Here is a 22,891-nt window from a genome sequence, read left to right as displayed (position 1 = left end):
ATGCCGGGCGATGCGACGGTGTTGAACCAAGAGGCCGCGGCCGAGCGCTTTCGCGAGGTGGTTCTACCCCATCTCGCGGATGCGCTTGCGCTTGCCCGCTGGCTGACCGGCAACGCCGCCGACGCCGAGGATGTGGTGCAGGAGGCATGTTTGAAGGCGCATGCGGGCATCGCCGGCTATGCCGGCGGCAATGGCCGGGCCTGGCTGCTGGCGATCGTGCGCAACGCCTGTTACTCCTGGCTGGCGCGCAACCGGCCGCGCAGTATCGTCGCCGTCGGCGACCTGAACGATCTCGACGACATGACGGCTGCGTACGGCGTCGGCCTGCCGGATACCGACAGTCCTGAGGCAAGCCTGATCGCCAAGGTCGATGCGGCGGCACTCGAGGCGGCAATCGCCGCGCTGCCGCAGCAATTTCGCGAGACCCTGGTGCTGCGGGACATCAACGGCCTCAGCTATCGCGAGATCGCGACGCTGCTTGGCGTCCCGCTAGGCACGGTGATGTCGCGCCTGGCGAGGGCGCGCGGCCTGCTGATATCCCAACTTGGGAGGGCGCCATGAGCGCGCACAATGATGGACTGCCCGATGACCCGGCGGGCATGGAGCTGATGATCCATGCATTGGTCGATGGCGAGCTCGACGCAGCAGCGGCATTGGCCGTCGAGCGACGCATCGCCGCCGATCCGGCGCTCGCCGCTGAGCATGCCCGCATCGTTGCGCTGCAGAACGCCGTCGGCGGGCTGCCGAGGCCCGACGCCCGTGAGGATTTCAAGGCTCGCATCGCTGCAATCGGGACAGCCGGTACGGAGAAAGTGCTGTCGGCGCCGGCGCCCGCCGCTCGAGTGCTGCCGGCGCACAGAGCGGTGCACCGATTTGGCGCGTTCGACTGGCGCGCGCTGGCGGCGTCGATCATCGTTACCGCCGTGCTGGCCAGCGGCGCGACGCAATGGATGATGCTGAGCAGGGCGCCCGACAGCTTTGCCGCCGCGGTCGCCAGCGGCCACCGCCGCAGCCTGCTGGCAGCCAGTCCCGTGGACGTCGTCTCGTCGGACCGGCATACCGTAAAACCTTGGCTCGATGCCCGGGTCGGCCTGTCGCCACCGGCGCCCGATCTTGCCAATGACGGTTTCACATTGCTCGGCGGCCGGGTCGAGGTGATCGCCGATCGGCCGGTGCCGGCACTGGTCTACCGGCACCGCGAGCACCTGATCACTCTCGTCGCCGCGCCCGACGAAACCGGCTCGACAGCCGGACCGGTCGATCTTTCTGCTGGTGGCTTCTCGCTGGTCCACTGGAGCGACAGTGCCTTTTCTTACTGGGCGATTTCCGATACCGAACGGCCTGAACTTGACGACTTCGTCAACCGCTTCCGAGCAGCGGCCGCCCGATGACCACCGCCGCCCGTTAGCCATTTGCGTAGCGACCGAAACGGCACAAGCGGCTTTCCCTTTCTGGCCATCCTTGCGGCTCCCGACGAATTCCGCTAATGCGCGCCTTTGCCGCCGGGGAGCAGAAGCTTGAACGATCAACGCGCCGACGTCGCCATCATCATGGGCAGCCAGTCCGACTGGGCGACGATGCGCCACGCCGCCGAAACGCTTGACGCGCTTGGCGTTCCGCACAAGCGGCTGATCGTCTCGGCCCACCGCACTCCCGACCGGCTCTATGACTTCGCCAAGGGCGCCAAGGCGGCCGGCTACAAGGTGATCATCGCCGGTGCCGGCGGTGCGGCGCATCTGCCCGGCATGACGGCGGCGATGACGCCGCTGCCGGTGTTCGGCGTGCCGGTGGAGTCGAAGACGCTGTCCGGCCAGGATTCGCTGCTTTCGATCGTGCAGATGCCGGCCGGCATTCCGGTCGGCACTTTGGCCATCGGCAAGGCCGGCGCTGCCAACGCCGCCCTTCTGGCTGCCGCGGTGCTGGCACTGAGCGACGAAAAGCTTGCCGCCCGGCTGGATAGCTGGCGCGCCGCGCAGACCGCCAAGGTCGCCGCAGAGCCCACGGACGCGCCGTGAGTCTGCTGGCGGGATCGACCATCGGCATCATCGGCGGCGGCCAGCTTGGCCGCATGCTGGCGATGGCTGCGGCCCGCCTCGGCTACCGCATCGTCGTGCTGGAGCCGCAGCCGGATTGCCCGGCGGCACAGGTCGCCAACCGGCAGATCGTCGCCGCCTATGACGACGCGGCCGCGCTTGGCGAGCTGGCTGCGGCCAGTGCCGTCGTGACTTATGAATTCGAGAACGTTCCGGTCGCGGCCGCCGCGGCACTGGCCTCTACGGTGCCGGTCTATCCGCCGGCACGCGCACTGGAAGTGGCGCAGGACCGGCTGGCGGAAAAGAAATTCCTTAACGGCATCGGCATACGGACCGCGGATTTCGGCCCCGTCGACAATGACGACGAACTGACGGCTGCGCTGAAAAAGTTCAACGGCAGCGGCATATTGAAGACGCGCCGCATGGGCTATGACGGCAAGGGCCAGCGTGTCTTCCGCAACATGGAAACAGGCGGCTTTGCCGGCACTTGCGAGGCGATGGGCAACGTGCCGTTGATCCTGGAATCCTTCGTCACCTTCGAGCGCGAGATTTCGGTGATCGCTGCGCGCGGCATCGACGGCTCGCTCGCCGCCTACGATCCGGCCTGGAATGTCCATCGCAACGGTATTCTTCACACTTCGACGCTGCCGGCCGAAGTAAAGTCCGAGACGGCGGCTGCGGCTCAAACGGCGGCGGCAGAGATCCTTGCGGCGCTCGACTATGTCGGCGTCATCGGCGTCGAATTCTTTGTCCTTGCCGACGGTTCGCTGCTGGCCAACGAGATAGCGCCGCGCGTCCACAATTCCGGCCACTGGACGGAGGCCGCCTGCACCGTCTCGCAATTCGAGCAGCACATCCGCGCCGTCGCCGGCCTGCCGCTGGGAAATCCCGCCCGGCAGTTCGACTGCGTCATGGAAAACCTGATCGGCGACGATGTCCGGCGCGTTCCTGAGCTGCTCGCCGAGCCCGATCTGATGCTGCACCTCTATGGCAAGGCCGAGGCGCGGCCCGGCCGCAAGATGGGCCATTTTACGCGCGTGAGCCGCCGCAGCTAGAGCATGATCCCGAACCGAAGGTCCGCGCTAGCGAAAGGTGGAATCCGGTTTTCGGAAGAGATCATGCTCAAACAAAAAGTTAGAACCTACGCTTACTGGATGTCGCCGCTCTCGTCCTCGTCGGGACTGGCGCAACTCACATCGCCTTCCGCGCAGGTCGAATCGGCGGTGAGCTGCTTGGTGCGGTCGTCGGTCAGCCGTGTCAGGCATTCCGATACCAGCATCGGATAGATCGAGCCGCCTTCGCTGTCCGCGGCGGAATAGCTGCATTCCGCGTCGCGAAAGGCGATCCAGGCGCGCTGCGCCGTCTGCAACAGCCTCCTGGCTTTTGCATCGCTTCCGCCGATGAGATCCTGGTAGGCCTTGTTGAGCTTAACGTCGGCGGATTTGGTGTCCTCGTCGGCGCAGATGTTCATCATCTGCTGGCTGTCGTCGTTGCGGTCGCATTCCTGCGCATGGGCAACAGAACCTGCCGCAAAGACGACAAGACAGGCGGACACAAGAATTCGGCGCATGATGATCTCCAATTCGCGGCAACCGCATCATTCCAGCCGTCTCAAGCCCGCGCAATGCCGCAGGCCCCAGCGGCGGATACTTTGATGATACGAAACGGTCCGTATCGTTTAGGCAACACGCTCACGGCAAGCACTTGCGGTTGACACGGGCAAGGCTCCTCGTCTATGAGCCACACACAGTTCAAAGGCGCGTCTGTGGGCGCGCCTTAATAATTCGGCCCGGGACCGGGCCCAGACCGACGGGCAAGACCATGAAGATCAAGAATTCGCTCAAGGCGTTGAAGGCGCGTCACCGCGACAACCAGCTGGTTCGTCGCAAGGGCCGCGTCTACATCATCAACAAGACGGCGCCGCGCTACAAGGCGCGCCAAGGTTGAGTTTTCGACCGGAGGCTACGTGCCTCCGTGCGCATGATACGCCTCTCACGCTAAATTCAGTTTGACGATCCGGCGTCGGGGGCTAGATTCCCGCGATGCGGATTCTTTTTGCATTTTTCACGGCTTTCCTCGTTTCCGGCGCTGTCTCGCTGCCGGCGTGGGCTGAAGATCCGACTACAGCTCCGCCGACAGCCCCTCCGGTCGTCAAGACGAAACAGGCGCGGCTCGATCAGCTGTTTGCCGATCTCAAGCGCGAACGTAATGAAAAGGCGGCCGAGCGCATCGCCGGACGCATCGGCAGCGAGTGGTCCCAGTCGGGCAGCGCCTCTATCGACCTGATGATGCAATGGTCGCAAAAGGCGATTGAAAACCAGAAATTCGATGTTGCACTCGATTTCCTCGATCAGGTGGTGACTTTGCAGCCGACCTATGCGGAAGGCTGGAACCGGCGCGCCACTGTTCATTTCATGATGAAGAACTACGGGAAGTCGATGGCGGACATCGACCGCACCCTGCAGCTCGAACCACGCCATTTCGGCGCGCTTTCGGGCCTGGCCCAGATCATGGCCGAAACCGGCCACAAGCAGTCGGCGCTCGAGGCCTGGCAGCGCGTTCTCGGGATCTATCCGATGATGCGCAGCGCCCAGGACCAGGTCGCCGCACTTTCCGAGGAGCTTGCCGGCGAAGGCATTTGAGACCAGTAAGGGAGTAGGGGAATAGGGGAGTGAGGCAGTATGTGAGAGGTGCAGATTGCACTGTGGAACACATGCGCCCTACTCCCCTACTCCCCTATTCCCCTATTCCCCTACTCCCCTACTCCCCTACTCCCCTACTCCCCTACTCCCCTACTCCCCTCGATCTATGCCGCTTGCTTCCGTGACGAGTTTCTCCACAAGGGCGGCGGCCGGCATTTCCCGCAGCTTCGCAACGCCCTGCCCGGCCCAAATAGGCAAGAAGTCAGCCCGCTTGCTTTCATCCTTTGCCATCGAAAGCGGCATGACCAGACTCACCTGTAGCGGAAACGCCAGCGCAGCATCTTCCTCACCAGCCATTTCCATCACAAACCGGTTGCGCACCACGCGCGCTGGGCGGCCAGTGAAGCAGCGAGTCACCGACGTGCTCTCGTCGTTGGCCGAGCGCAATGCTATGCGATAGACTGGCTGCACATTGGCTTCAGGACAGGCCAGGAAAGCCGTGCCGATCTGCACACCAGATGCACCAAGTGCAAAGCTGGCAGCAATGCCGCGACCGTCAAAGATACCGCCGGCGGCAATTACAGGCACTCGCACGGCATCAACAATCTGCGGTACGAGAGCCATAGTGCCGGCAGTGCCGATAGCAGGGTCGCCAGTGAATGTGCCGCGATGCCCACCCGCCTCGTATCCCTGGGCGATAATGGCGTCCACCCCTCCTGCCTCAAGCTGGCGCGCCTCCGAGACGGTGGTAGCTGAACACAAGACAGTACAGCCAGCGGCCTTCAACTTCTGCACAATTGCGGTGTCGGGTAGGCCGAAGTGGAAGCTGACCACCTTCGGGCGCAGCTCGAGCACAATTTCGAGACGCTCACGATCGAAGGTGGGGAAGGGCTCGCCCGGCTCGGGCACCGGTCCGAGGCCGACCTCCTCATAGCAGCCGCGAAGGCGGTCGCGCATACTTTGGGCTGCCGCATCATCGTGTGCCGGCGCCGGGTGCGCAAAGAAGTTGACGTTGATCGGGCGATTGGTAGCGTGCTGTGTCGCCGTGAGCTGCTCGCGGATAGCTGCCGCAGGCAGAATGCCGCATCCGAGCGAGCCAAGCGCCCCGGCATTGCTGACTGCCGCCGCCAGTTCCGGCGTGGTGATGCCGCTCATCGGCGCCTGGATTATCGGGTGCTCAATGCCGAGGAGTCCAGAAGATCAGTGCGCATCCACATTGGATCACCCTCCTCTTTCTCCCAGGAGAGATTACCTTAACTGACTTCCAGCTCAAGTCGGATAGGGCCTTCGAAGCGCTTCACGGCCGGCCGCAGGCTGGTGCAAGCTGGCGGAGTTCGGCGTCGATCCTAACCCAACTGCCGTCGATGCGCCGGGCTGGCGCCGCGTTTACGACGCGCCATGCAGCCGGCCCATCCGGCAGCCGCCGCCGACATTAGCGCCCGACTTCCGATCCGACATAGGCGATGCGCAGCATGTTAGTCGAGCCCGGCGTCCTCAGCGGCACGCCGGCGGTGATGATGACGCGGTCGCCCGGCTTGCCGAAGCCCTCGTCGAAGGCGATGCGGCAGGCGCGGTCGACCATGTCGTCGAGGTCGCTGGCATCGGGGGAGACGACGCAATGCGTGCCCCACAGCAGCGACAGCCGCCGCGCCGTGTTGAGGATCGGCGACAGCGCCACGATCGGCACTTGCGGCCGCTCGCGCGCGGCGCGCAGGCCGGTTGTGCCGGACGCGGTATAGGTGATGATCGCCGACAGCTTCAGCGTCTCGGCTATTTCGCGGGCGGCGAGCGAGATCGCGTCGGCTCCGGTCGCTTCCGGTTCCGAGCGCTGCGCGTTGATAATTCCGGCATAGGTCGGGTCGGTTTCGACCTTGGTGGCGATCCGGTTCATCATCGCCACCGCCTCGACCGGATAGGCGCCGGCGGCGGACTCTGCCGAAAGCATGATCGCGTCGGCGCCTTCGAACACCGCGATCGACACGTCCGAGACCTCCGCACGGGTCGGCACCGGCGCGGTGATCATCGATTCCAGCATCTGCGTGGCGATCACCACCGGCTTGCCGGCGCGGCGCGCGGCGCGGGTGATCTGCTTCTGGATGCCAGGCACGGCTTCGAGCGGCATCTCGACGCCGAGATCGCCGCGGGCAACCATCAGCGCATCCGAGAGCTCGATGATCTCGGCCAGCCGGGCGACGGCCTGCGGCTTTTCGATCTTGGCCATGATCAGCGCCCGGCCGCGTGCGATCTTGCGCGCCTCGGCCAGGTCCTCGGGCCGCTGCACGAAGGACAGCGCCACCCAGTCGACGCCGGTCGCCAGAACCGCGTCGAGATCCCTGCGGTCCTTTTCCGTCAGCGCGCCGACCGGCAGGTCGGTGTCGGGCAGGCTGACGCCCTTCTTGTCGGAAATGGTCGTGCCGGCGACGACGGTGCAGACGATCGCCTTGCCGTTGCTGCTGACCGCCTTGAGCTCGAGCTTGCCGTCGTCGATCAGCAGGCGATGACCAGCCTCGACCGAACGCAGGATTTCGGGATGCGGCAGGTAGACCCTCGTCGAATTGCCGGGTTCGGGATTGTCGTCGAGCGTGAAGGTCTGGCCGACGGTCAGCACTTCTTTGCCGTTGGCGAACTTGCCGACGCGCAGCTTTGGCCCTTGCAGGTCGGCGAGAACGCCGATCGGCCGGCCGACCGCCTCCTCGACGGCACGAATGCGGCCGACAAGCGTCCGCATCAATTCATGGTCGGTGTGGCTCATATTGATGCGGAACACGTCGGCGCCGGCTTCGAACAGCTTCTTCAGCATCTCCTCGGACGAGGAGGCCGGACCGATGGTGGCGAGGATCTTGACCTTGCGGCTGCGTCTCATTGACTGTTTGTTCCCGGGGCGGCTGGAGCGCCATCCGTTGCGGGCTCGTCAGTCAGCTGGACCATCCAGCTTGCCTGCTCGCCCGTGTCATATTCCTGGAATCCGGCGCGCTGAAAGCCCCGGGCGACGCAATCGGTAACGCCGGCGATCTTGAACTCTTTTTCGGCCACGCACATGTTGATCGGGCCATCCCAGCGTCCGCCGCGCTCGGCGTCTTCTGCATAAAGATAGTAAAATCTTGATGACAACGGTCCCTCGATCAGCGTCTTGCAGCTCGATCCTTCGATGTGCCACCAGCCTTCGGTGATCCAGCCGGCTTTGGCGCGATAGCCGATGCCGACACCGACCAGGTTCTGCGTGGCGTTGCAGACCCGGAAATCGGCCCGTGCCGGAGAGGCCGAAATCACCGCGAAAAGGCCCATGGCCGGTATCAGGAGCGGCATGGCCAAGGCATGGCGCACGCGCAGCCTGCCGGCGAAACCCATCCCGAAACCCCTCAAGAACCACATTTGCATCTCTCAACGCCCCTTTTCGGAAAAGTCCGCACGCATGTCAACGCGCCGATCTGTCCAATTCCAATCGATTTAGAAGGCTCTGGCGCGCTTGCTGTCGCCCCTGCTCAGTTTTTTGGCAGAAACCGTGGCCAAACAACGGCATTGCGCGAGCGTTCTCTTCGTGGAATGACGATACCACCCTCCCCGGAAGCCAGCGAACAGACCTTTCCCGCCAATGACCCGATCCACAGTTTTCGCGCCTTTCGACATCGTCGAAGGCGACCGCAAGCGCGGCATGGTGCTTTTGGCCGATCACGCCCGCCGCGACCTACCGGAGGAGTATGGCAGCCTCGGGCTGCCGGCGGCGGAGTTCGACCGCCACATCGCCTACGACATCGGCGTCGAGACTGTAACCCGCGAACTCGCAAGTCTGCTCGGCGTTCCGGCGGTGCTTGCCAATTTTTCGCGACTGCTGATCGACCCCAATCGCGGCGAAGACGATCCAACGCTGATTCGCCAGCTCTATGACGGCACCGTCATCCCGGGAAATTACCCAATGGCGCCGGAGGAGCGCGAAAGACGGCTGGACCGTTTTTACCGCCCCTATCATGATGCCGTCGGCGCCATGATCGCCTCTGTAGCGCAAGCATCCGCGCGCGCACCCTTCATCTTTTCGGTGCATTCCTTCACACCGACCATGCAGGGTTACGTGCGGCCGTGGCACGTCGGCATATTGTGGGACATCGACGACCGGGTGGCACGGCCGCTGATCGACATGCTCGCCGAGGACAACAGCCTCATCGTCGGCGATAACGAACCCTATGACGGCGCACTGCGCGGCGATACCATGTTCAGGCACGCCATCGTCAACGGCTTTGCCCATGCGCTGCTCGAGATCCGCCAGGACCTGATCGCCGACCGCAAGGGTGCCCTCGCCTGGGCCGAACGGCTGGCGCCGATCGTTGACGCGATAGATCGACGTGCCGATATACATGCGGTGAAAATATTCGGCTCGCGCACCGGGCCGGTATGATGGAGGCCCAAGGGAGGCCAATAGGACATGACCGAACTCAGAGACGAACAAAAGCGCGATTTCGAAGCCGCTGCCTTCCGCCGGCTGGTCGCGCATCTGCGTGAGCGTTCCGATGTGCAGAACATCGACCTGATGAACCTCGCCGGCTTCTGCCGCAACTGCCTGTCCAACTGGTACCGCGACGCGGCGCGAGCCGAAGGTGTCGAACTCAGCAAGGAAGAGTCGCGCGAGGTCATCTACGGCATGCCCTATGCCGAGTGGCAGGCACTGAACCAGGTCGAAGCCTCCGATGCCAAGAAGGCCGAGTTCGAGGCAAGACGCCCCAGGGATCACTAGAGCAATTCCGGGAAAAGTGTGAACGGTTTTCCGTCCGGAATTTGCGTCAAAGACAAAGGATAGAACGGTTCGGCGTTTCCGTGAAACGATGAACCGTTCTAGGGTCACAATCCATCGCACTGAACGACCTTCACGAATGGTTTTTGCCGCCAATAGGAGGACTACCGTGCCTAAGATCGACATTGCCGACGTGCCCGGACGCAAGGGCTCATCCTATCCACCGCCGTTCGATGCACCTTGTGCCGAACGCGTGCGGCAGCGGCTGGGCAACGCCGGCGGGCTCACCGACTTCGGCATCAATCTCATGCGCCTGCAGCCGGGCAACTGGTCGAGCCAGCGCCACTGGCATTCGCACGAAGACGAATTCGTCTACGTGCTTGAAGGCGAGCTGACGCTCATCGAAGATGCCGGCGAGACGGTGCTGCGCGCCGGCGATTGCGCGGCCTTTCCGAAAGGCTCAGGCAACGGCCATCACATGATCAACAAATCGGACGCGACAGCGATCTATCTCGAAGTTGGTTCGCGTTGGCCCGCCGACGTAACCACCTGCTCCGACATCGACATGATGAGCACCAACGCCGACGGCCGGTTTGTGCACAAGGATGGCACGCCTTATCCCGAGCAGTAGGGATTTCGGAGTGGACCGCCGAGATGGTTGGCCGACGCGAGAGGACGTAGCGCCGACCGGCGCATCATGGCGCCGTCTGGTCCAAGCACTTTCGGCGAAGAGCGCTTGACTGTGAATTGAATCGATCTAATTTGCCGCGCAAAGCCATTTCCGGACCGGATTCTACCCGATGGACGCGCAGAAAATCACGCAAATCGCGATTCGTGGACGCTGGGCAGTGGCCGGCATCTTCCTCGCCAACGGCTTCCTGACCGGCAGCTGGGCGCCGCAGATCCCGGTGTTCCTGACCCGGCTGGACATCAGCAAGTTCACGCTCGGCCTGCTGATCCTTTTGTTCGGCGCCGGCGCCGTCACTGCCATGACCTGGTGCGGCCATCTCATCTCGAAGCATGGCTCGCGCACGGTGCTGTGCTGGTTCGGACTTGTCGGCAGCTTCGGCCTTTTGGTCGTGGCTCTGGCCCCCAACGTGCCCTTGGCGGCCGTGGCCATGTTCATCTTCGGCGGTTCGATCGGCGGCATGGACGTCGCCATGAATGCCAATGCAGTGGCAGTCGAACGGCGGCTGGCTCGCGCCATCATGTCGTCCTCGCACGGCTTCTGGAGCCTTGGCGGTTTCGCCGGCGGCGCTTTGGGCGGTTTCGCCATCCAGAACTACGGTCACCTCGCCCATGCGACAGTGGTGACGGCTCTTGCCTTTGCCGTCATCGCCGTAGCGATCCGCTACCTGATCGTCGAGGACAAGCACCCAGTCGCCGAGCACCACAAATTTGCGCTGCCGGCAAACCCGCTGGTCTATCTGGTTGGGCTGATGGCGCTGCTGACGATGATCTCCGAAGGTGCGGTACTCGACTGGGCGGCGCTGTATCTCAGGCAGGAGCTCGGCGCCGATCTTGCCATCGCAGGCCTGGCCTATGCCGCCTTTTCCGGCGTCATGGCCGTCATGCGCTTTCTCGGCGATGGCGTCCGCAACCGTTTCGGTGCCGTTACGACGCTGCGCGCCTCGGCCCTTGCCGCTGCTGCCGGCATGCTGGTGGCCGGGCTGGCTCCCTCGCCTTGGCTGGCCATTGCCGCCTTTGCCTTTTGCGGCCTCGGCATTGCCAACATGGTGCCGATCATCTTTTCGGCCGGCGGCAACCAGGAGGGCATGGCGTCCGGCACCGGCATGAGCGTCGTCACCACAATGGGTTACTCAGGCATTCTGGTGGCGCCGTCGGCGATCGGCTTCATCGCCGAACACTCGAGCTTCGGCCCGATCTTCGTCGCTCTCTCTGGGCTACTGATCGTCGTGCTGGTGATGGCTGGGCTCGCTCACCGCGCCGAATTTGCTGCCGAGCCTGCACCGGCTGAATAGCGCTTGAACTCTTCGTACAGGAAATCCGCCACGCGGCGGATGCGCACGCTGGTACGCACGTCCCGGTGCATCGCCAGCCACACCGGCAGCGTCGGCAGCGGGAGACCCGGCAGCACTGTCTCGACCAGCGCATCGCGCTCAGCCAGCGGCTCCTGGCCAAAGCCGATGCCGTTTCCCGCCCGCACCGCCTCCCAAAGCACGATCTGATTGTCGGTCCTGAAGCGGAAGGCATTGCGGGTGAGCGCGACGCCGAATTGGACGAAGCCGCGAATGATCTCATCGCTGCGGTCGAAGCCGACCAGATCGTGGCCGGCCAGATCGCGGGCCTCGCGCGGACGGCCACGCCGGTCGAGATAGGATTTTGCCGCGCAGGCGCGGAGCGGAATGTCGGTCACCTTGCGCGCGACCAGTTCACTCTGCGCCGGCTTAACCATGCGGATGGCAATGTCGGCGTCGCGACGCAGCAGATTCTCGACCTGGTTCGAGGCGACGATCTCGACCTCGATGCCTGGCTCCTCGGTCCCAAGCCTCGCTGTCATTTCCGGCAGCACATAGGCCGCCACCACCTCGCTGGCGGCAATGCGCACCGTGCCCTCGATCGCCTCGACCGATCCCAGCGCCAGCAGCGAAAAGGCGCTCGCTTGTTCGCTCACCGCGCGGCCCCGTTCAAAGAGCGTGCTGCCCGCTTCCGTGAGCGCATAGCCGCGCCGGCCGCGCCGGAACAGGGTGACGCCGAGCGCCTGTTCCAGCTCGGCGATGTGGCGGCCGAGCGTCGGCTGGCTTGCGGCAAGTTTTCGTGCGGCCGCCGACAGGCTGCCGGTCTCCGCGACGGTGACGAAACTCTTGATCAGGTTCCAGTCGATATCCATTCAAAATTGAATATCAGACCGCCAGCTTTAGTCAATTTTCATTCGTTTGCGAGGAGATCACATTGCGGTCGTAGCGCAAACACGGAGACGAACAATGACCAAGATCGCAATTCTCGGCGCCAATGGCCGGCTCGGCCGCACGGTGGCCAAGGCCTTCCTCGATGCCGGCTACGACGTTCGCGCCGTCACCCGCAGCGGCAAGGTGCCGTCGGAGCTCAAAGGCGCCACGGCGATCGCCGGCGACGCGCTCGACCGCGATGCGCTGATCTGCGCCACCGACGGCATTGATATCATTTTCAACGGCCTCAACCCACTCTACACCGACTGGAGCAAATGCCTGCCGATGGCCGAGAATGTGATGGCTGCCTGCCGGGCGAATGGCGCGCTGCATCTCTTCCCGGGCACCGTCTACAATTACGGCTCGCCGATGCCGGCGGTGATCACCGAAGACACGCCGTTTCGCCCGACGACGGAAAAGGGCCGTATCCGCGTTGCGATGGAAGATCTGTTTCGCCGCGAGGCCGACGCGGGTCGGGTGCGCACGATCCTGCTGCGCGCCGGTGATTTCTTCGGCGGCACCGGCGGCGGATCGTGGTTCGATCTGGTTGTTGCCGCCAAGATGACCAAGGGCGTGTATACCGCGCCGGGGCCGGTCGATCTGGTACATGAATGGGCCTTTCTGCCAGATCTGGCCAAGGCCTTCGTCGGGCTGGCTGACAATCTCGACAAGCTCGGCTCCTACGACGCGCTGAACTTTCCTGGCCATGCGGTATACGACCTGGAGATCAAGGCGGCCGCCGAGAAGGCGCTCGGGCGCTCGCTGAAACTGACCTCGATGCCGTGGTGGGTGCTGCGTGCCGGCAGCCCGTTTGTGGCGATGTGGCGCGAGATCGTTTCGATGTCCTATCTCCGCTTCGAGCCGCACCGGCTGGCTTCAGGCAGGCTGGAAGGCATTATCGGTGCGATCCCGCACACGCCGCTGGAAAATGCAGTGTCGGAAGCGCTCGAGGATATCGGCATCGCCACGCTCAAGACGACGCAAAAAGTTGCCTAACAACAAACCAAAAAAAGGCGGATGGCCAGATGGTCATCCGCCGCTTGTCACGACCAATGATTGCGGTCAGATCCGGCCCATCAACAGCAGCACCAGGACAACGATCAGAATGACGCCGACGATGCCGGATGGTCCGTAACCCCAGGACCGCGAATGCGGCCATGCCGGAACCGCGCCGATCAGAATAAGAATAAGAATAATGATGAGAATGGTGCTGATCGTCATCAGAAAATCCTCGCTTTGAGGTTGCAATGACGGAACAATGCAGAAGGCCGCCCATTGTTCCCGGGCGGCCTTTGCTTGATTGGGGACGTCGATCTATTCGGCGGCCTTCGGGAAGGCGATCGCCGGTTCGGTGCCCAGATCGGCCTCCAGGCCCTCCGAGGTGATCTCGGGCTTGCCACGCCCGAACAGGCGGCTGAACCAGCCCCGACGCGCACCGGGTTTGACCTTGGCGCGAGTGAATACCATCAGCATCGACGGCGTCACCACCAGCGTCAGCACGGTGGCGAAGGACAGCCCGAAGACGATCGCCGAGGACAGCGATATCCACCATTGCGTCGACGGCGCGTTGATCGTCGTCTCATGATGGAAGATTTCGAGGCCGAGGCCGAAAGCGATCGGCAGCACGCCGAGGATCGCCGACACTGCCGTCAGCACCACCGGGCGGGCACGTTCGCGGCAGGTCTGCAGAACGGCTTCGTATTTGTCCCAGCCCTCTTCGCGCAACCGGTCATAGGTGTCGATCAGCACGATGTTGTTGTTCACCACCACGCCGGCCAGCGCGATGACACCGATGCCCGACATGACGATACCGAATGCCTCTCCCGTCAGCAGCAGCCCGAGGAACACGCCGATCGTCGCCATGACCACGCAGGACAGCACCAGCCAGACGCTGGTGAACTTGTTGAACTGCGCCAGAAGCACGATGAAGATCAGGAAGATCGCCGCGCCGAAGGCTTTGCTGAGGAAGGCACCGGCCTCCGCGCTGTCCTCATTCGAACCGGCAAGCTTCCAGCGAATGCCGCTGCCGAGGTTCATGTCTGCGACAGCTTTGGTGACCTCCTGCTGGACGGCAGCCACCTGGGCGCCGGCAGCGACGTTGGCCTGGACGACCACCGTTCGCGCGCCGTCGATGCGGTTGAGGATACCGACCGTCGGCTCCGGCTTGCGCACGACGAAGTTCGAGATCGGCACCGAGCCTTGCGCGGTCTGCACCCTGAGTTCGTCGAGCGTCGACAGCGTGCGCCGATCCTCGGGCAGGCGCAGTCTGATGTCGACGGCATCATCGGCGCCGGCGGGCCGGTACTCGCTGAGCTTCAGCCCGTTGGTCACCAATTGCACGACCGTCCCGACCGCGGTCGGGCTGATGCCGTACTGCGCCGCCTTGGCGCGATCGACTTCAAGCGCCCAGTCGACGCCGGGCGGCGCCAGACCGTCGGAAATATCGATGACGCCGGGCACCTTGGCAATGCGCGCGGCAACGGCGCGGGCCTTGTCGTCAAGGCCCTTCGGATCGACGGCCGAAAGCCTGATCTGGATCGGCTTGCCGGTGGGCGGGCCGGCTTCCGGCACGCGAACCTCGACGTCGACACCGGGAATGTCGGCCATCACGCCGCGCAGTTCGTCCAGGATTGAGTTCGCCGATTTGCGCTCGCGCCAGTCGACGAATTCGTACTGGATCACGCCGACCACGTCTTCCGGAACGTCTTGGCCGCCGCCCTGCGTCTTGCCGACACGGGTATAGACAGACTTCACGCCCGGCCAGCCGAGCAGCCGATTTTCCGCCGTCTTGGTGGCCGCGTCCATTTCGGCAAGCGAAAGATTGCCGCGGGCGTGGACATAGAGCAGGCCGTAGTCAGGCTCGACATTCGGGAAGAATTCGACGCCGGCGCCGAATTTCGAATAGGCGTAGCCGACGCCGAACAACAGCGCCACAGTGAGGACAAGCACGGTGATGGGATAATGCACCGCCTGCTTGACCACGGCCATATACCAGCCGTCGCGATTGTCGTCGGGGTGATGTGCTGGCGCCTCGGCGAATATGGCGCCCAGCGTCGGTGCGAAGACCAGCGCATAGAGCATCGAGGCCGAGAGCGTCACGATCAGCGTAATCGGCATATACTTCATGAAATCGCCGATGATGCCCGGCCAGAACAAAAGCGGCGAGAAGGCGGCAATGCGCGTCATCGTCGCCGCGATGACCGGGCCGGCCATGCGCTTTGCGGCAAGCGCGAACGCCTCTTGCTTCGGCATGCCCTCGCTCATGCGTCGCTCGGCGAATTCGGTGACGATGATGGCGTCGTCGACCAGCATGCCGACCGCCAGGATGAGACTGAACAGCACGATCATGTTGATCGTGTAGCCCATCATCGCCAGCAACAGGATGCCGATCAGGAAGGATGAGGGGATGGCCAATCCGATCAGCAGCGAGGCACGGCCAGACAGGGCATAGAGGATAACGATGAACACCAGGATGACGGCGATCATCACGTGGTTCTGCAGGTCGCCGAGCAACTGGTTCACGAAGACGGACTTGTCTTGCGTGTAGGTGACGTGCATGCCCTCCGGCATCGTCTTGATGAAGGCGTCGGACACCTCCCTGACCTTGGCAAGGGTATCGATCAGGTTGGAGCCGATGCGCTTCTTCACCTCGATGGCGATCGCCGGCTTGCCGTCGAGGCGGGTAACCGTCTCGGCGTCCTTGAAGGTCGAGCGGATGGTGGCGATATCCTTGGCCTGCACCACAGCATTGGGGCCGGCGACGACCGGAAGCGCCGCCACATCCTCTGGCGTCTCGATAAGCGACGGCACCTTGACCGCGTATTTGCCCTCGGACCCTTCGATGTTGCCGGCGGCGACAAGACTGTTGGAAGCGCCGACCGCACTGATCAACTGGTCGAGCTGCAGCCCGTAGGAAGACAGCTTCATCGGATCGATGACAACTTCGACGAGGTCGTCGCGCGCACCCTGCAGCGAGCCCTCGAGCACGCCAGGCACTTCCTCGATGCGGTCGCGCAATTCGCGGGCCGCCGCCGTCAGCACGCGCTCGGGCACCTCGCCCGAGAGCGTCACGACAAGGACGGGGAATTCGGAGATGTTGACCTCGGTAATAACCGGCTCCTCTGCCGCTTGCGGCAGGTCAGCCTTCGCGTCCTGAACCTTCGAGCGTGTATCAGTCACCGCAGTGTCGACTTTTATCGACGGCAGAAACTCAAGAAAGACAAAGGCGCCGCCCTGATAGGCGGATGATTTCATCTCCTTTAACCCCTTGAGACTCTTGAGCTTTGTCTCCAGAGGCCTAAGCAGAAGCCTTTCAGCGTCTTCGGGCGCAATGCCTTGATAGGCGACATTTATGTAAACATAAGGGGTAGGAACATCCGGTTCCGCTTCCTTTGGCGTCGACTGGTAGGCGAACGCACCGGCAACGATGAGAAAGACCAGGACCGAAATGGTCAGCCGGGCATTGCTGATTGCAAGTTTGACGATGTCCATGATTACTGCGTCCCGGTCGTCGCTTCGCCCAACAGCTTTTGAATGGTCGCCTGGTCGGCCTCGACCGGCTTGACCACTTCGCCTTCCTTCACCAGCTCCTGGCCGGCGACGATGATGCGGGCGTCGGCCGGAATGCCGCCGAGCACCAGGCCGGTCGGCGTGTCGTCGACCAGGTCGATCGGGAAGAACACGACCTTGTCGTCCTTGTCGACGGCGCGGATGCCGAGGTCGCCCTTGTCGCCGAGCGTTACCACCGAGCGCGGCAGCATCACGGCGTCGGTCGGCTGGGCGCTGAGCGCGATTTCGGCCGTCATGCCGGCTGGTACGGAACCATCAGCGTTGGGGATGGCGACTTCGACCCGGAAGGTACGGGTTGCCGAAGACGCATCCCGGCTGATGTAGCGCACGATGCCTTCGACATTCTGGCCGCTGACCAGACGCACATTTGCCTTGTCGCCGATCTTCAAATAGCCGAGATCGCGTTCGCTGACCTCGCCGCGTGCAATCACCGGATCGAGGCTGAGAATGGTAGCCACCTCGCCGCCCTGCATCACCGAACTGCCAAGCTCCACCGGCACCCGGTCGATAACGCCGTCGAAGGGCGCCTTCACCTCATTGCGGTCGAGCTCAGCTTGCGCGGCGTCCAGTTGCGACTTGGCCAGCGACAGGTTGGAGCGGGCCGTATCGAGCTGCAGCGTCGGCAGATTGCCGGTTTTCATCAACCGCAGGGCCGCAGCCAGCTCGGCCTCACGTTGCACGACAAGCTGCTTGGCGTTGTCGACCGCCGAGATTTTTTCCTCGGCGGCAAGCATCAGGATGAGGTCGCCGGTCTTGACGTGCTGACCCTGCTTGACCGGCAGCTTGTCTATGACTCCGGCGACGCGTGTCGCCAGGACGGCGCGCTTGTCGGCTTCGGTCAGTCCGGAAATGCGGATAGCGCGTGCATAGGTGCGCCGCGGCGGGGTTATGATCGCGACCGTGCGCAAGGGCGCCTTGGGCTGTTCTGCCTCGGCAGTCCCCGGCTTGGCAGCCCCCTGTTCGCCAGTTTGGGGCTTACCTGAGTCGGCGGCCTTGGGCTGCTCGACCTCTCCTGCCTTGGGCTTGTTGTCGGCGGACGCGCTGCCGACGGACGAGAATTCGCCTGTCGCCATCCAGCCGGCGAACCCGATGAGCACAACAATGGCTGCAAGCTTGTGAAACCTGAATTTCGGCATCGTCATTTTTTCCAGTGCGCGGGGTTCGGCCAGGCCGCATCTTTTACTTGGGGCGCGTCGCCGATATGGGTGCGCGCGAGGCCGTATTCAAATTGCCGTGATCGGCGAAGCGCGCTTCTACCTCAAAGTTGCATCGCAATATAGTCAGAAATGTTGATGGATTGTTGCTTTGTCCGCAAAGATGCGGCTGCAGCATCGGCTGTTGATCGCCAAAACAGCGGTTTGGCAGCAAGTGTCAGGATGATTGGACAGATTGCGATGTCATCTGCTTTGCGGAGGAGCCAGAACAATTCCAGGAAAAGTGTGAAACGGTTTTCCGTCCGGAATTGCGTCAAAAAAGATAGAGCGGTTCGGCGTTTCCGTGAAACGGTAAATCGTTCTAGGCCGGACGGCGGGCGGCCTCGGGCTGCTTGCGCGCCGCAAGAAACTCCTTGACGCGCCGGCCCGGCGCCGGCCCGCGCACCGGCTTCAAGCCGTCGTCGAGCTCGCCGGACAGATCGATCGTCGGCCGCTTGCCTACGGCGTCGTAGTTTTCTTCCAGCCAATCACTGGCTGCGGTGCGGCCCAGGTCGCGCAGATAGGCAAGGAACGCCCATTCGGCATTGACTTTGGACGATGCCGACAGATCCTTGAATGCTGCGTCGGCATCGATGCGGTGCATGCGGATGTCGCGATATTCGCCGTGCGGCAATCGGCCGGCGGCGATCAGTTCCTTGACGAAGGCGATCGAGCGGAATTCGCGCAACAGCCCGGCATTGAAGGTGATCTCGTCGATGCGGTTCTGGATCTCATTGGCGCTCTTCGGCGTCCCCTCGCGGACCACCGGATTGATCTGCACCAAGAGCACGTCCTCGGTGGCCGCGGTCTTGAAGAACGGGAACAGTGCCGGGTTGCCGCCATAGCCGCCATCCCAATAGGGCACGCCCTTGATCTCGACGGCACGGAACAATTGCGGCAGGCAGGCCGACGCCATCACCGTGTCGAGGTCGATCTCGCCGTCCGAGAAGACCCGCAACTGGCCGGTCTCGACATTGGTAGCGGAAATGAACAGTTCCATCGATTTGCAGGCGCGCACATTGTCGAAATCGATCTCACGTTCGACCACGTCGCGCAGCGGATTGATGGCGAGCGGATTGGCGACATAGGGCGAAAATACCCGAGACATCGTATCGAACAGGAAATAGCCGGGCGTGTTCTCGATCGACCAATTGCCCCAGGCGACGTCCCAAGGCATGCGCTGCACCGGGCTGAAGCGGCCCTTTGCCGCCACCGCACGCCAGAAATCGTCGAGCTTGCGCCGCGCGCCCTCGACCCCGCCGCGGACGAAACCGTCGGCCAGCGCCACGGCATTCATGGCGCCAGCGCTGGTGCCCGAAACCGCCGTTATATCGAGGCGCCCGTCCTCGAGCAGCCGATCGAGCACGCCCCAGGAAAACGCCCCGTGCGAACCGCCGCCTTGCAGCGCGATGTTGATCTTCTTTGGCTCTTCCGCCTTGCCGTTTTTCGGCATAGCGTGGCCCTTGACCGCTGGAAGGCTCACTGAGCGGTCCAGCCGCCGTCGACAGAGACGTGCGTGCCGTTGATCTGCGCCGCCGCATCCGAGCATAGGAACACCGCGGCCGCCGCAACCTGCTCGACGGTGACGAACTCCTTGGTCGGCTGCTTTTCGAGCATGACCTCGCGGACCACCGTCTCGCGGTCCATCTTGTTGGCCTTCATCTGGTCGGGGATCTGCGCCTCGACCAGCGGCGTCAGCACATAGCCGGGACAAATGGCATTGCAGGTGATCTTGTCGCGCGCCAGCTCCAGGGCAACTGTTTTGGTCAGGCCCATAATGCCATGCTTGGCCGAGACATAGGCCGACTTGAACGGCGAGGCGACAAGGCCGTGGGCCGAGGCGACGTTGACGATCCGGCCGCCACCGGCCTGTTTCATCAGCGGGATGGCGGCGGCGATGGTGTGGAAGGCCGATGACAGGTTGATGGCGATGATCGCATCCCACTTCTCGATCGGGAAGCTTTCCACCGGCGCGACATGCTGGATGCCGGCGTTGTTGATCAGGATTTCGACCGAGCCGAATGCCTCGGCTGCCTTCGCCACCAAAGCCCGGCACTCGGCCGGCTTCGACATGTCGGCCTTGATGTAGACGGTCTTCACCTTGTGGTGCTTCGCGATCGCATCGGCGATGGCGTGATCGTCGGCGATGTCGGAAAAGGAATTGACGACGACGTTGCAGCCTTCGGCCGCGAGTGCGTGGGCAATGGCCAGGCCGATGCCCGAGGTGGAACCGGTGACGATGGCGGTTTTTCTGGCGGTCAAGGCGGCTTATTCCTTTCGAGGCGGGCTCCCGTGGAACCATGCCGCACTGCAGCATATAGGCTCTCTGTCACCCAAGAACAGCGGATGTGTGGAGCAATGACATGAAATTTTTGTCATGAGGACCTCTCTCATCTCGACGAGAGAGTGTCCGGCACCGGCTGTAGCGGGCCGGTTTCCGTAAGCATTCGGGGAGAAATCCTTAGGCGACGAGGTCCGGCACCGTCCCGATATAGCGCGACTGCGGCCGGATCAGCCGTCCGCTCGTCTGCTGCTCGCGCGCATGGGCAATCCAGCCGGCGACGCGCCCGGCAGCAAAGACATTGGTGAACGCCTCTTTCGGAAAGCCCGCCGCTTCCAGCAGGAGCGCTGTGAAGAACTCGACATTGGTCTGGATCGAGCGCGACGGCTTGGCGATGCGAAGCACTTCGAGCGCCGCTTGCTCCACGCGCTCGGCAAACGCCAGCCGGTGGCCGGTTTCGCCCTTGGCGCCAAGCTGCCGCACCACCGCTTTCAGCACGTCGGCACGCGGATCGCGCACGCGGTAGATGCGATGCCCGAAGCCCATGATGCGGCGGCCGCGCCCGATCTCGTCACGCAGCCAGCCGGCGGCGTCGCCATGCGCCTCGATCGCATCCAGCATCTCGATCACCGGACCTGGCGCGCCACCATGCAGCGGCCCCTTGAGCGCTCCGAGCCCGGCCAGCACCGCCGAAGTAAGCCCGGCTTGCGTCGAAGCGACCACGCGCGTGGCGAAGGTCGATGCGTTGAGACCATGGTCGCAAACCGTCACGAGATAGGTATCGAGCGCTTTCGCCAACTTCGGCGAGACCGCCATGCCGGTCAGCATCCGCAGCATGTCGGCGGCATGATCGGCCTTGCTATCAGGCGCAATTGGGCTTTCGCCGCGCTGGAAGCGCAGCAAGGCCGGCGTCAGCACGGCGGGTGCCGCAACCAGCCGCAGCGCGTCCGGCAATTTGTCGCCGTCCCGCAGCACGGCGATGCCGGCGCGCATCGCGCTGTAGATATCGAGGGATGCGAGAAACGGCAGCAAGGGTTCGATCTGCTCGAACACTTCGCTGCGCGCCCGACCGATCGCCTTCGCCAGTTCCTTGTCGCCGGGAAGATCGTCGAAAAAGCCGTCGAACAGCAGATGAACCACCTCGGCGTATTTCCAGCGGCCTGCCAGTTCGGGCAACGAATGGCCCCGGATGGTCAGGCGGCCAGCAAGACCGTCGACATCGGAGAGCACCGTTTCCGCCGCCACCACATCATCGAGCCCATTCGCCATTGGTTTTCTCCTTGACCCTTTCTGGGCGGTAGATAAGGGTTGACGACTGGACCATCAATCTTGATCAACTGAATCAACATGCCAAGGCTGACATGACGGAGTGGCTGACGCGGGACGAAGCCTTAGAGCGTCTCAAGGTGCGCGCTCAGACGCTCTATGCCTATGTCAGCCGCGGACGCATAGGCATGCGGCCGGATCGGGCCGACCCACGCCGCAGTCAGTATCGCGCCGACGACATCGCGGCGCTGGCGAGCCGGCGGGCGCGCGGCCGAAATCCCCAGGCTATCGCCGAAAGTGCAATCGCCTGGGGTGAGCCGGCAATCGCCACCACGATCTCGACCGTTTTGCACGGCCGCCTCGTCTATCGCGGCCAGGATGCGGTTGCACTCTGCGAGACTGCCACGCTGGAGCAGACGGCAAACCTGCTTTGGGCATCCGACGCACCAGTGTCGTTCGTCTCGGCGAGCCGCCATGGCAACGGCGCAACTGGCCGGCCGGCTGCCTTCGCGGAATTGGCCGCGTTGGCGGCTAACGGCCGGCCTTCGCTCGGCCGCAGATCGGCTTCGCTCAACCACGATGCGGCCGGCGCCATCGCCGCTCTGGCTCAGGCGCTCGGCGCGATTCCCGGAACTGGTGCCGTGCACGAAAGGCTGGCGCGGGGATGGTCGCTCGATGCGGCCGGCGCAGACTTGATCCGCCGCTCACTGGTACTGTTGGCCGATCACGAATTGAACGCATCGACCTTCGCCGCGCGGGTCGCCGCGTCCACCGGCGCACCTGTTTCGGCCTGCCTGCTTGCCGGCCTCGCCACGCTCTCCGGTCCGCGCCATGGCGCCGCCGCGGAGGCGGTCATGATGTTGGCGGAGGATGCGCAGAGATTCGGGCCGGATGCGGCTGTCGGACGCTGGCTTGGTCACGACAGGCCACTGCCCGGATTTGGCCATCCGCTTTATCCCGACGGCGATCCGCGTGCGGAACCGTTGCTGGCCGCAATCGATGTCGATGATGGGCTGGTACGGCTTTGCGATGCGGCCTTTGCGGCAACGGGCATGCGCCCGAACGTCGATTTCGCCTTGGCCGCGCTGACGCGCAGCCTCCGCTTGCCGTCCGATGCGCCGTTCCGCTTGTTTGCGCTCGGCCGCAGCGTCGGCTGGGCCGCGCATGCCGTGGAGCAGGTGACAAGCAGCGGCCTGATCAGACCACGCGCCCGCTACCAGGGACCGTTGCCGGAGTTCCATTAGCTGGCGGCGCAATCTCGGCCCCTTTTTGGGT

General features: G+C 63.6%; 23 protein-coding genes. 12 read left to right on the top strand and 11 right to left on the bottom strand.

Annotation, left to right across the window (positions count from 1 at the left end; all coding sequences use genetic code 11):
• The 4 genes from NKH13_RS01140 (at position 1) to NKH13_RS01125 (ending at position 3,088) form a co-directional block, all read left to right on the top strand.
• Positions 1-561, top strand: a complete 561-nt coding sequence (locus tag NKH13_RS01140) for a sigma-70 family RNA polymerase sigma factor (RefSeq protein WP_352714354.1) — start codon at positions 1-3, stop codon at positions 559-561.
• Positions 558-1,391, top strand: coding sequence for an anti-sigma factor family protein (locus NKH13_RS01135; protein WP_352909991.1), 834 nt, complete (start codon positions 558-560; stop codon positions 1,389-1,391). The genes NKH13_RS01140 and NKH13_RS01135 overlap by 4 nt, the downstream gene beginning before the upstream one ends.
• Positions 1,392-1,517: 126 nt before the next feature.
• Positions 1,518-2,015 (top strand): 5-(carboxyamino)imidazole ribonucleotide mutase, encoded by a 498-nt coding sequence (gene purE, locus NKH13_RS01130; RefSeq protein WP_352714357.1) that lies wholly within the window; start codon positions 1,518-1,520, stop codon positions 2,013-2,015.
• A complete protein-coding gene (locus tag NKH13_RS01125; RefSeq protein ID WP_352909988.1) occupies positions 2,012-3,088 on the top strand; it encodes a 5-(carboxyamino)imidazole ribonucleotide synthase in 1,077 nt (358 codons plus the stop codon). Before purE ends, NKH13_RS01125 begins: the two co-directional genes overlap by 4 nt.
• A gap of 92 nt (positions 3,089-3,180) precedes the next feature.
• On the opposite strand, the gene NKH13_RS01120 is transcribed toward NKH13_RS01125, so the two are convergent.
• Positions 3,181-3,603, bottom strand: a complete 423-nt coding sequence (locus NKH13_RS01120; RefSeq protein ID WP_352909986.1) for a lysozyme inhibitor LprI family protein — start codon at positions 3,601-3,603, stop codon at positions 3,181-3,183.
• A 251-nt stretch (positions 3,604-3,854) separates the two neighbouring features.
• Between NKH13_RS01120 and ykgO the strand changes: the two genes are divergently transcribed.
• Both ykgO and NKH13_RS01110 read left to right on the top strand, forming a co-directional pair.
• Positions 3,855-3,980, top strand: a complete 126-nt coding sequence (gene ykgO, locus NKH13_RS01115) for a type B 50S ribosomal protein L36 (protein ID WP_006327841.1) — start codon at positions 3,855-3,857, stop codon at positions 3,978-3,980.
• Positions 3,981-4,075: 95 nt separating this feature from the next.
• Positions 4,076-4,675 carry a tetratricopeptide repeat protein gene (locus tag NKH13_RS01110; protein WP_352714361.1) on the top strand — a complete coding sequence of 200 codons (600 nt, stop codon included), beginning with the start codon at positions 4,076-4,078 and terminating at the stop codon, positions 4,673-4,675.
• Positions 4,676-4,825: 150 nt separating this feature from the next.
• Here the strand turns inward: NKH13_RS01110 and NKH13_RS01105 are convergent, their stop codons facing one another.
• The 3 genes from NKH13_RS01105 to NKH13_RS01095 form a co-directional block, all read right to left on the bottom strand.
• On the bottom strand, positions 4,826-5,857 hold the full coding sequence (locus NKH13_RS01105; protein ID WP_502908350.1) for an NAD(P)H-dependent flavin oxidoreductase: 1,032 nt from the start codon (positions 5,855-5,857) through the stop codon (positions 4,826-4,828).
• Positions 5,858-6,107: 250 nt separating this feature from the next.
• Positions 6,108-7,538, bottom strand: a complete 1,431-nt coding sequence (gene pyk, locus NKH13_RS01100) for a pyruvate kinase (RefSeq protein WP_352613456.1) — start codon at positions 7,536-7,538, stop codon at positions 6,108-6,110.
• Positions 7,535-7,981, bottom strand: a complete 447-nt coding sequence (locus tag NKH13_RS01095) for a DUF1036 domain-containing protein (RefSeq protein ID WP_473505739.1) — start codon at positions 7,979-7,981, stop codon at positions 7,535-7,537. The genes pyk and NKH13_RS01095 overlap by 4 nt, the downstream gene beginning before the upstream one ends.
• A gap of 286 nt (positions 7,982-8,267) precedes the next feature.
• On the opposite strand from NKH13_RS01095, the gene NKH13_RS01090 reads away from it, so the two are divergent.
• The 4 genes from NKH13_RS01090 (at position 8,268) to NKH13_RS01075 (ending at position 11,380) form a co-directional block, all read left to right on the top strand.
• Positions 8,268-9,065 carry an N-formylglutamate amidohydrolase gene (locus NKH13_RS01090; RefSeq protein WP_352909980.1) on the top strand — a complete coding sequence of 266 codons (798 nt, stop codon included), beginning with the start codon at positions 8,268-8,270 and terminating at the stop codon, positions 9,063-9,065.
• Between the two features lie 27 nt (positions 9,066-9,092).
• A complete protein-coding gene (locus NKH13_RS01085) occupies positions 9,093-9,401 on the top strand; it encodes a DUF1244 domain-containing protein (RefSeq protein WP_352909978.1) in 309 nt (102 codons plus the stop codon).
• 166 nt (positions 9,402-9,567) lie between these two features.
• A complete protein-coding gene (locus NKH13_RS01080; protein WP_352909977.1) occupies positions 9,568-10,029 on the top strand; it encodes a cupin domain-containing protein in 462 nt (153 codons plus the stop codon).
• Positions 10,030-10,198: 169 nt separating this feature from the next.
• Complete coding sequence (locus NKH13_RS01075; protein WP_352909976.1) at positions 10,199-11,380, top strand: MFS transporter; 1,182 nt, start codon at positions 10,199-10,201, stop codon at positions 11,378-11,380.
• On the opposite strand, the gene NKH13_RS01070 is transcribed toward NKH13_RS01075, so the two are convergent.
• Positions 11,338-12,249, bottom strand: a complete 912-nt coding sequence (locus NKH13_RS01070) for a LysR family transcriptional regulator (RefSeq protein WP_352714372.1) — start codon at positions 12,247-12,249, stop codon at positions 11,338-11,340. The genes NKH13_RS01075 and NKH13_RS01070 overlap by 43 nt on opposite strands.
• Before the next feature lie 94 nt (positions 12,250-12,343).
• Here NKH13_RS01070 and NKH13_RS01065 point away from each other — a divergent pair, with 94 nt between their 5' ends.
• Positions 12,344-13,303, top strand: a complete 960-nt coding sequence (locus NKH13_RS01065) for an SDR family oxidoreductase (RefSeq protein WP_352909974.1) — start codon at positions 12,344-12,346, stop codon at positions 13,301-13,303.
• A gap of 66 nt (positions 13,304-13,369) precedes the next feature.
• Here the strand turns inward: NKH13_RS01065 and NKH13_RS01060 are convergent, their stop codons facing one another.
• The 6 genes from NKH13_RS01060 to NKH13_RS01035 form a co-directional block, all read right to left on the bottom strand.
• Positions 13,370-13,528: a DUF3309 family protein gene (locus NKH13_RS01060; RefSeq protein ID WP_023678456.1), complete on the bottom strand. Its 159-nt coding sequence runs from the start codon at positions 13,526-13,528 to the stop codon at positions 13,370-13,372.
• Positions 13,529-13,621: 93 nt separating this feature from the next.
• A complete protein-coding gene (locus tag NKH13_RS01055; RefSeq protein ID WP_352909972.1) occupies positions 13,622-16,798 on the bottom strand; it encodes an efflux RND transporter permease subunit in 3,177 nt (1,058 codons plus the stop codon).
• 2 nt (positions 16,799-16,800) lie between these two features.
• Positions 16,801-18,012, bottom strand: a complete 1,212-nt coding sequence (locus NKH13_RS01050; RefSeq protein WP_352909969.1) for an efflux RND transporter periplasmic adaptor subunit — start codon at positions 18,010-18,012, stop codon at positions 16,801-16,803.
• A 379-nt stretch (positions 18,013-18,391) separates the two neighbouring features.
• On the bottom strand, positions 18,392-19,522 hold the full coding sequence (locus tag NKH13_RS01045) for a patatin-like phospholipase family protein (RefSeq protein WP_352910775.1): 1,131 nt from the start codon (positions 19,520-19,522) through the stop codon (positions 18,392-18,394).
• A 26-nt stretch (positions 19,523-19,548) separates the two neighbouring features.
• Positions 19,549-20,331 (bottom strand): 3-hydroxybutyrate dehydrogenase, encoded by a 783-nt coding sequence (locus NKH13_RS01040; RefSeq protein WP_352909966.1) that lies wholly within the window; start codon positions 20,329-20,331, stop codon positions 19,549-19,551.
• A 199-nt stretch (positions 20,332-20,530) separates the two neighbouring features.
• Positions 20,531-21,619, bottom strand: coding sequence for a citrate synthase/methylcitrate synthase (locus NKH13_RS01035; protein ID WP_352909964.1), 1,089 nt, complete (start codon positions 21,617-21,619; stop codon positions 20,531-20,533).
• Between the two features lie 92 nt (positions 21,620-21,711).
• Between NKH13_RS01035 and NKH13_RS01030 the strand changes: the two genes are divergently transcribed.
• A complete protein-coding gene (locus tag NKH13_RS01030) occupies positions 21,712-22,860 on the top strand; it encodes a citrate/2-methylcitrate synthase (protein WP_352909961.1) in 1,149 nt (382 codons plus the stop codon).
• Positions 22,861-22,891: the final 31 nt, after the last annotated feature.

Source organism: Mesorhizobium sp. M1348 (assembly GCF_040317925.1).
GTDB lineage: Bacteria > Pseudomonadota > Alphaproteobacteria > Rhizobiales > Rhizobiaceae > Mesorhizobium.
This window is presented reverse-complemented; position numbering and strand designations above follow the sequence as displayed.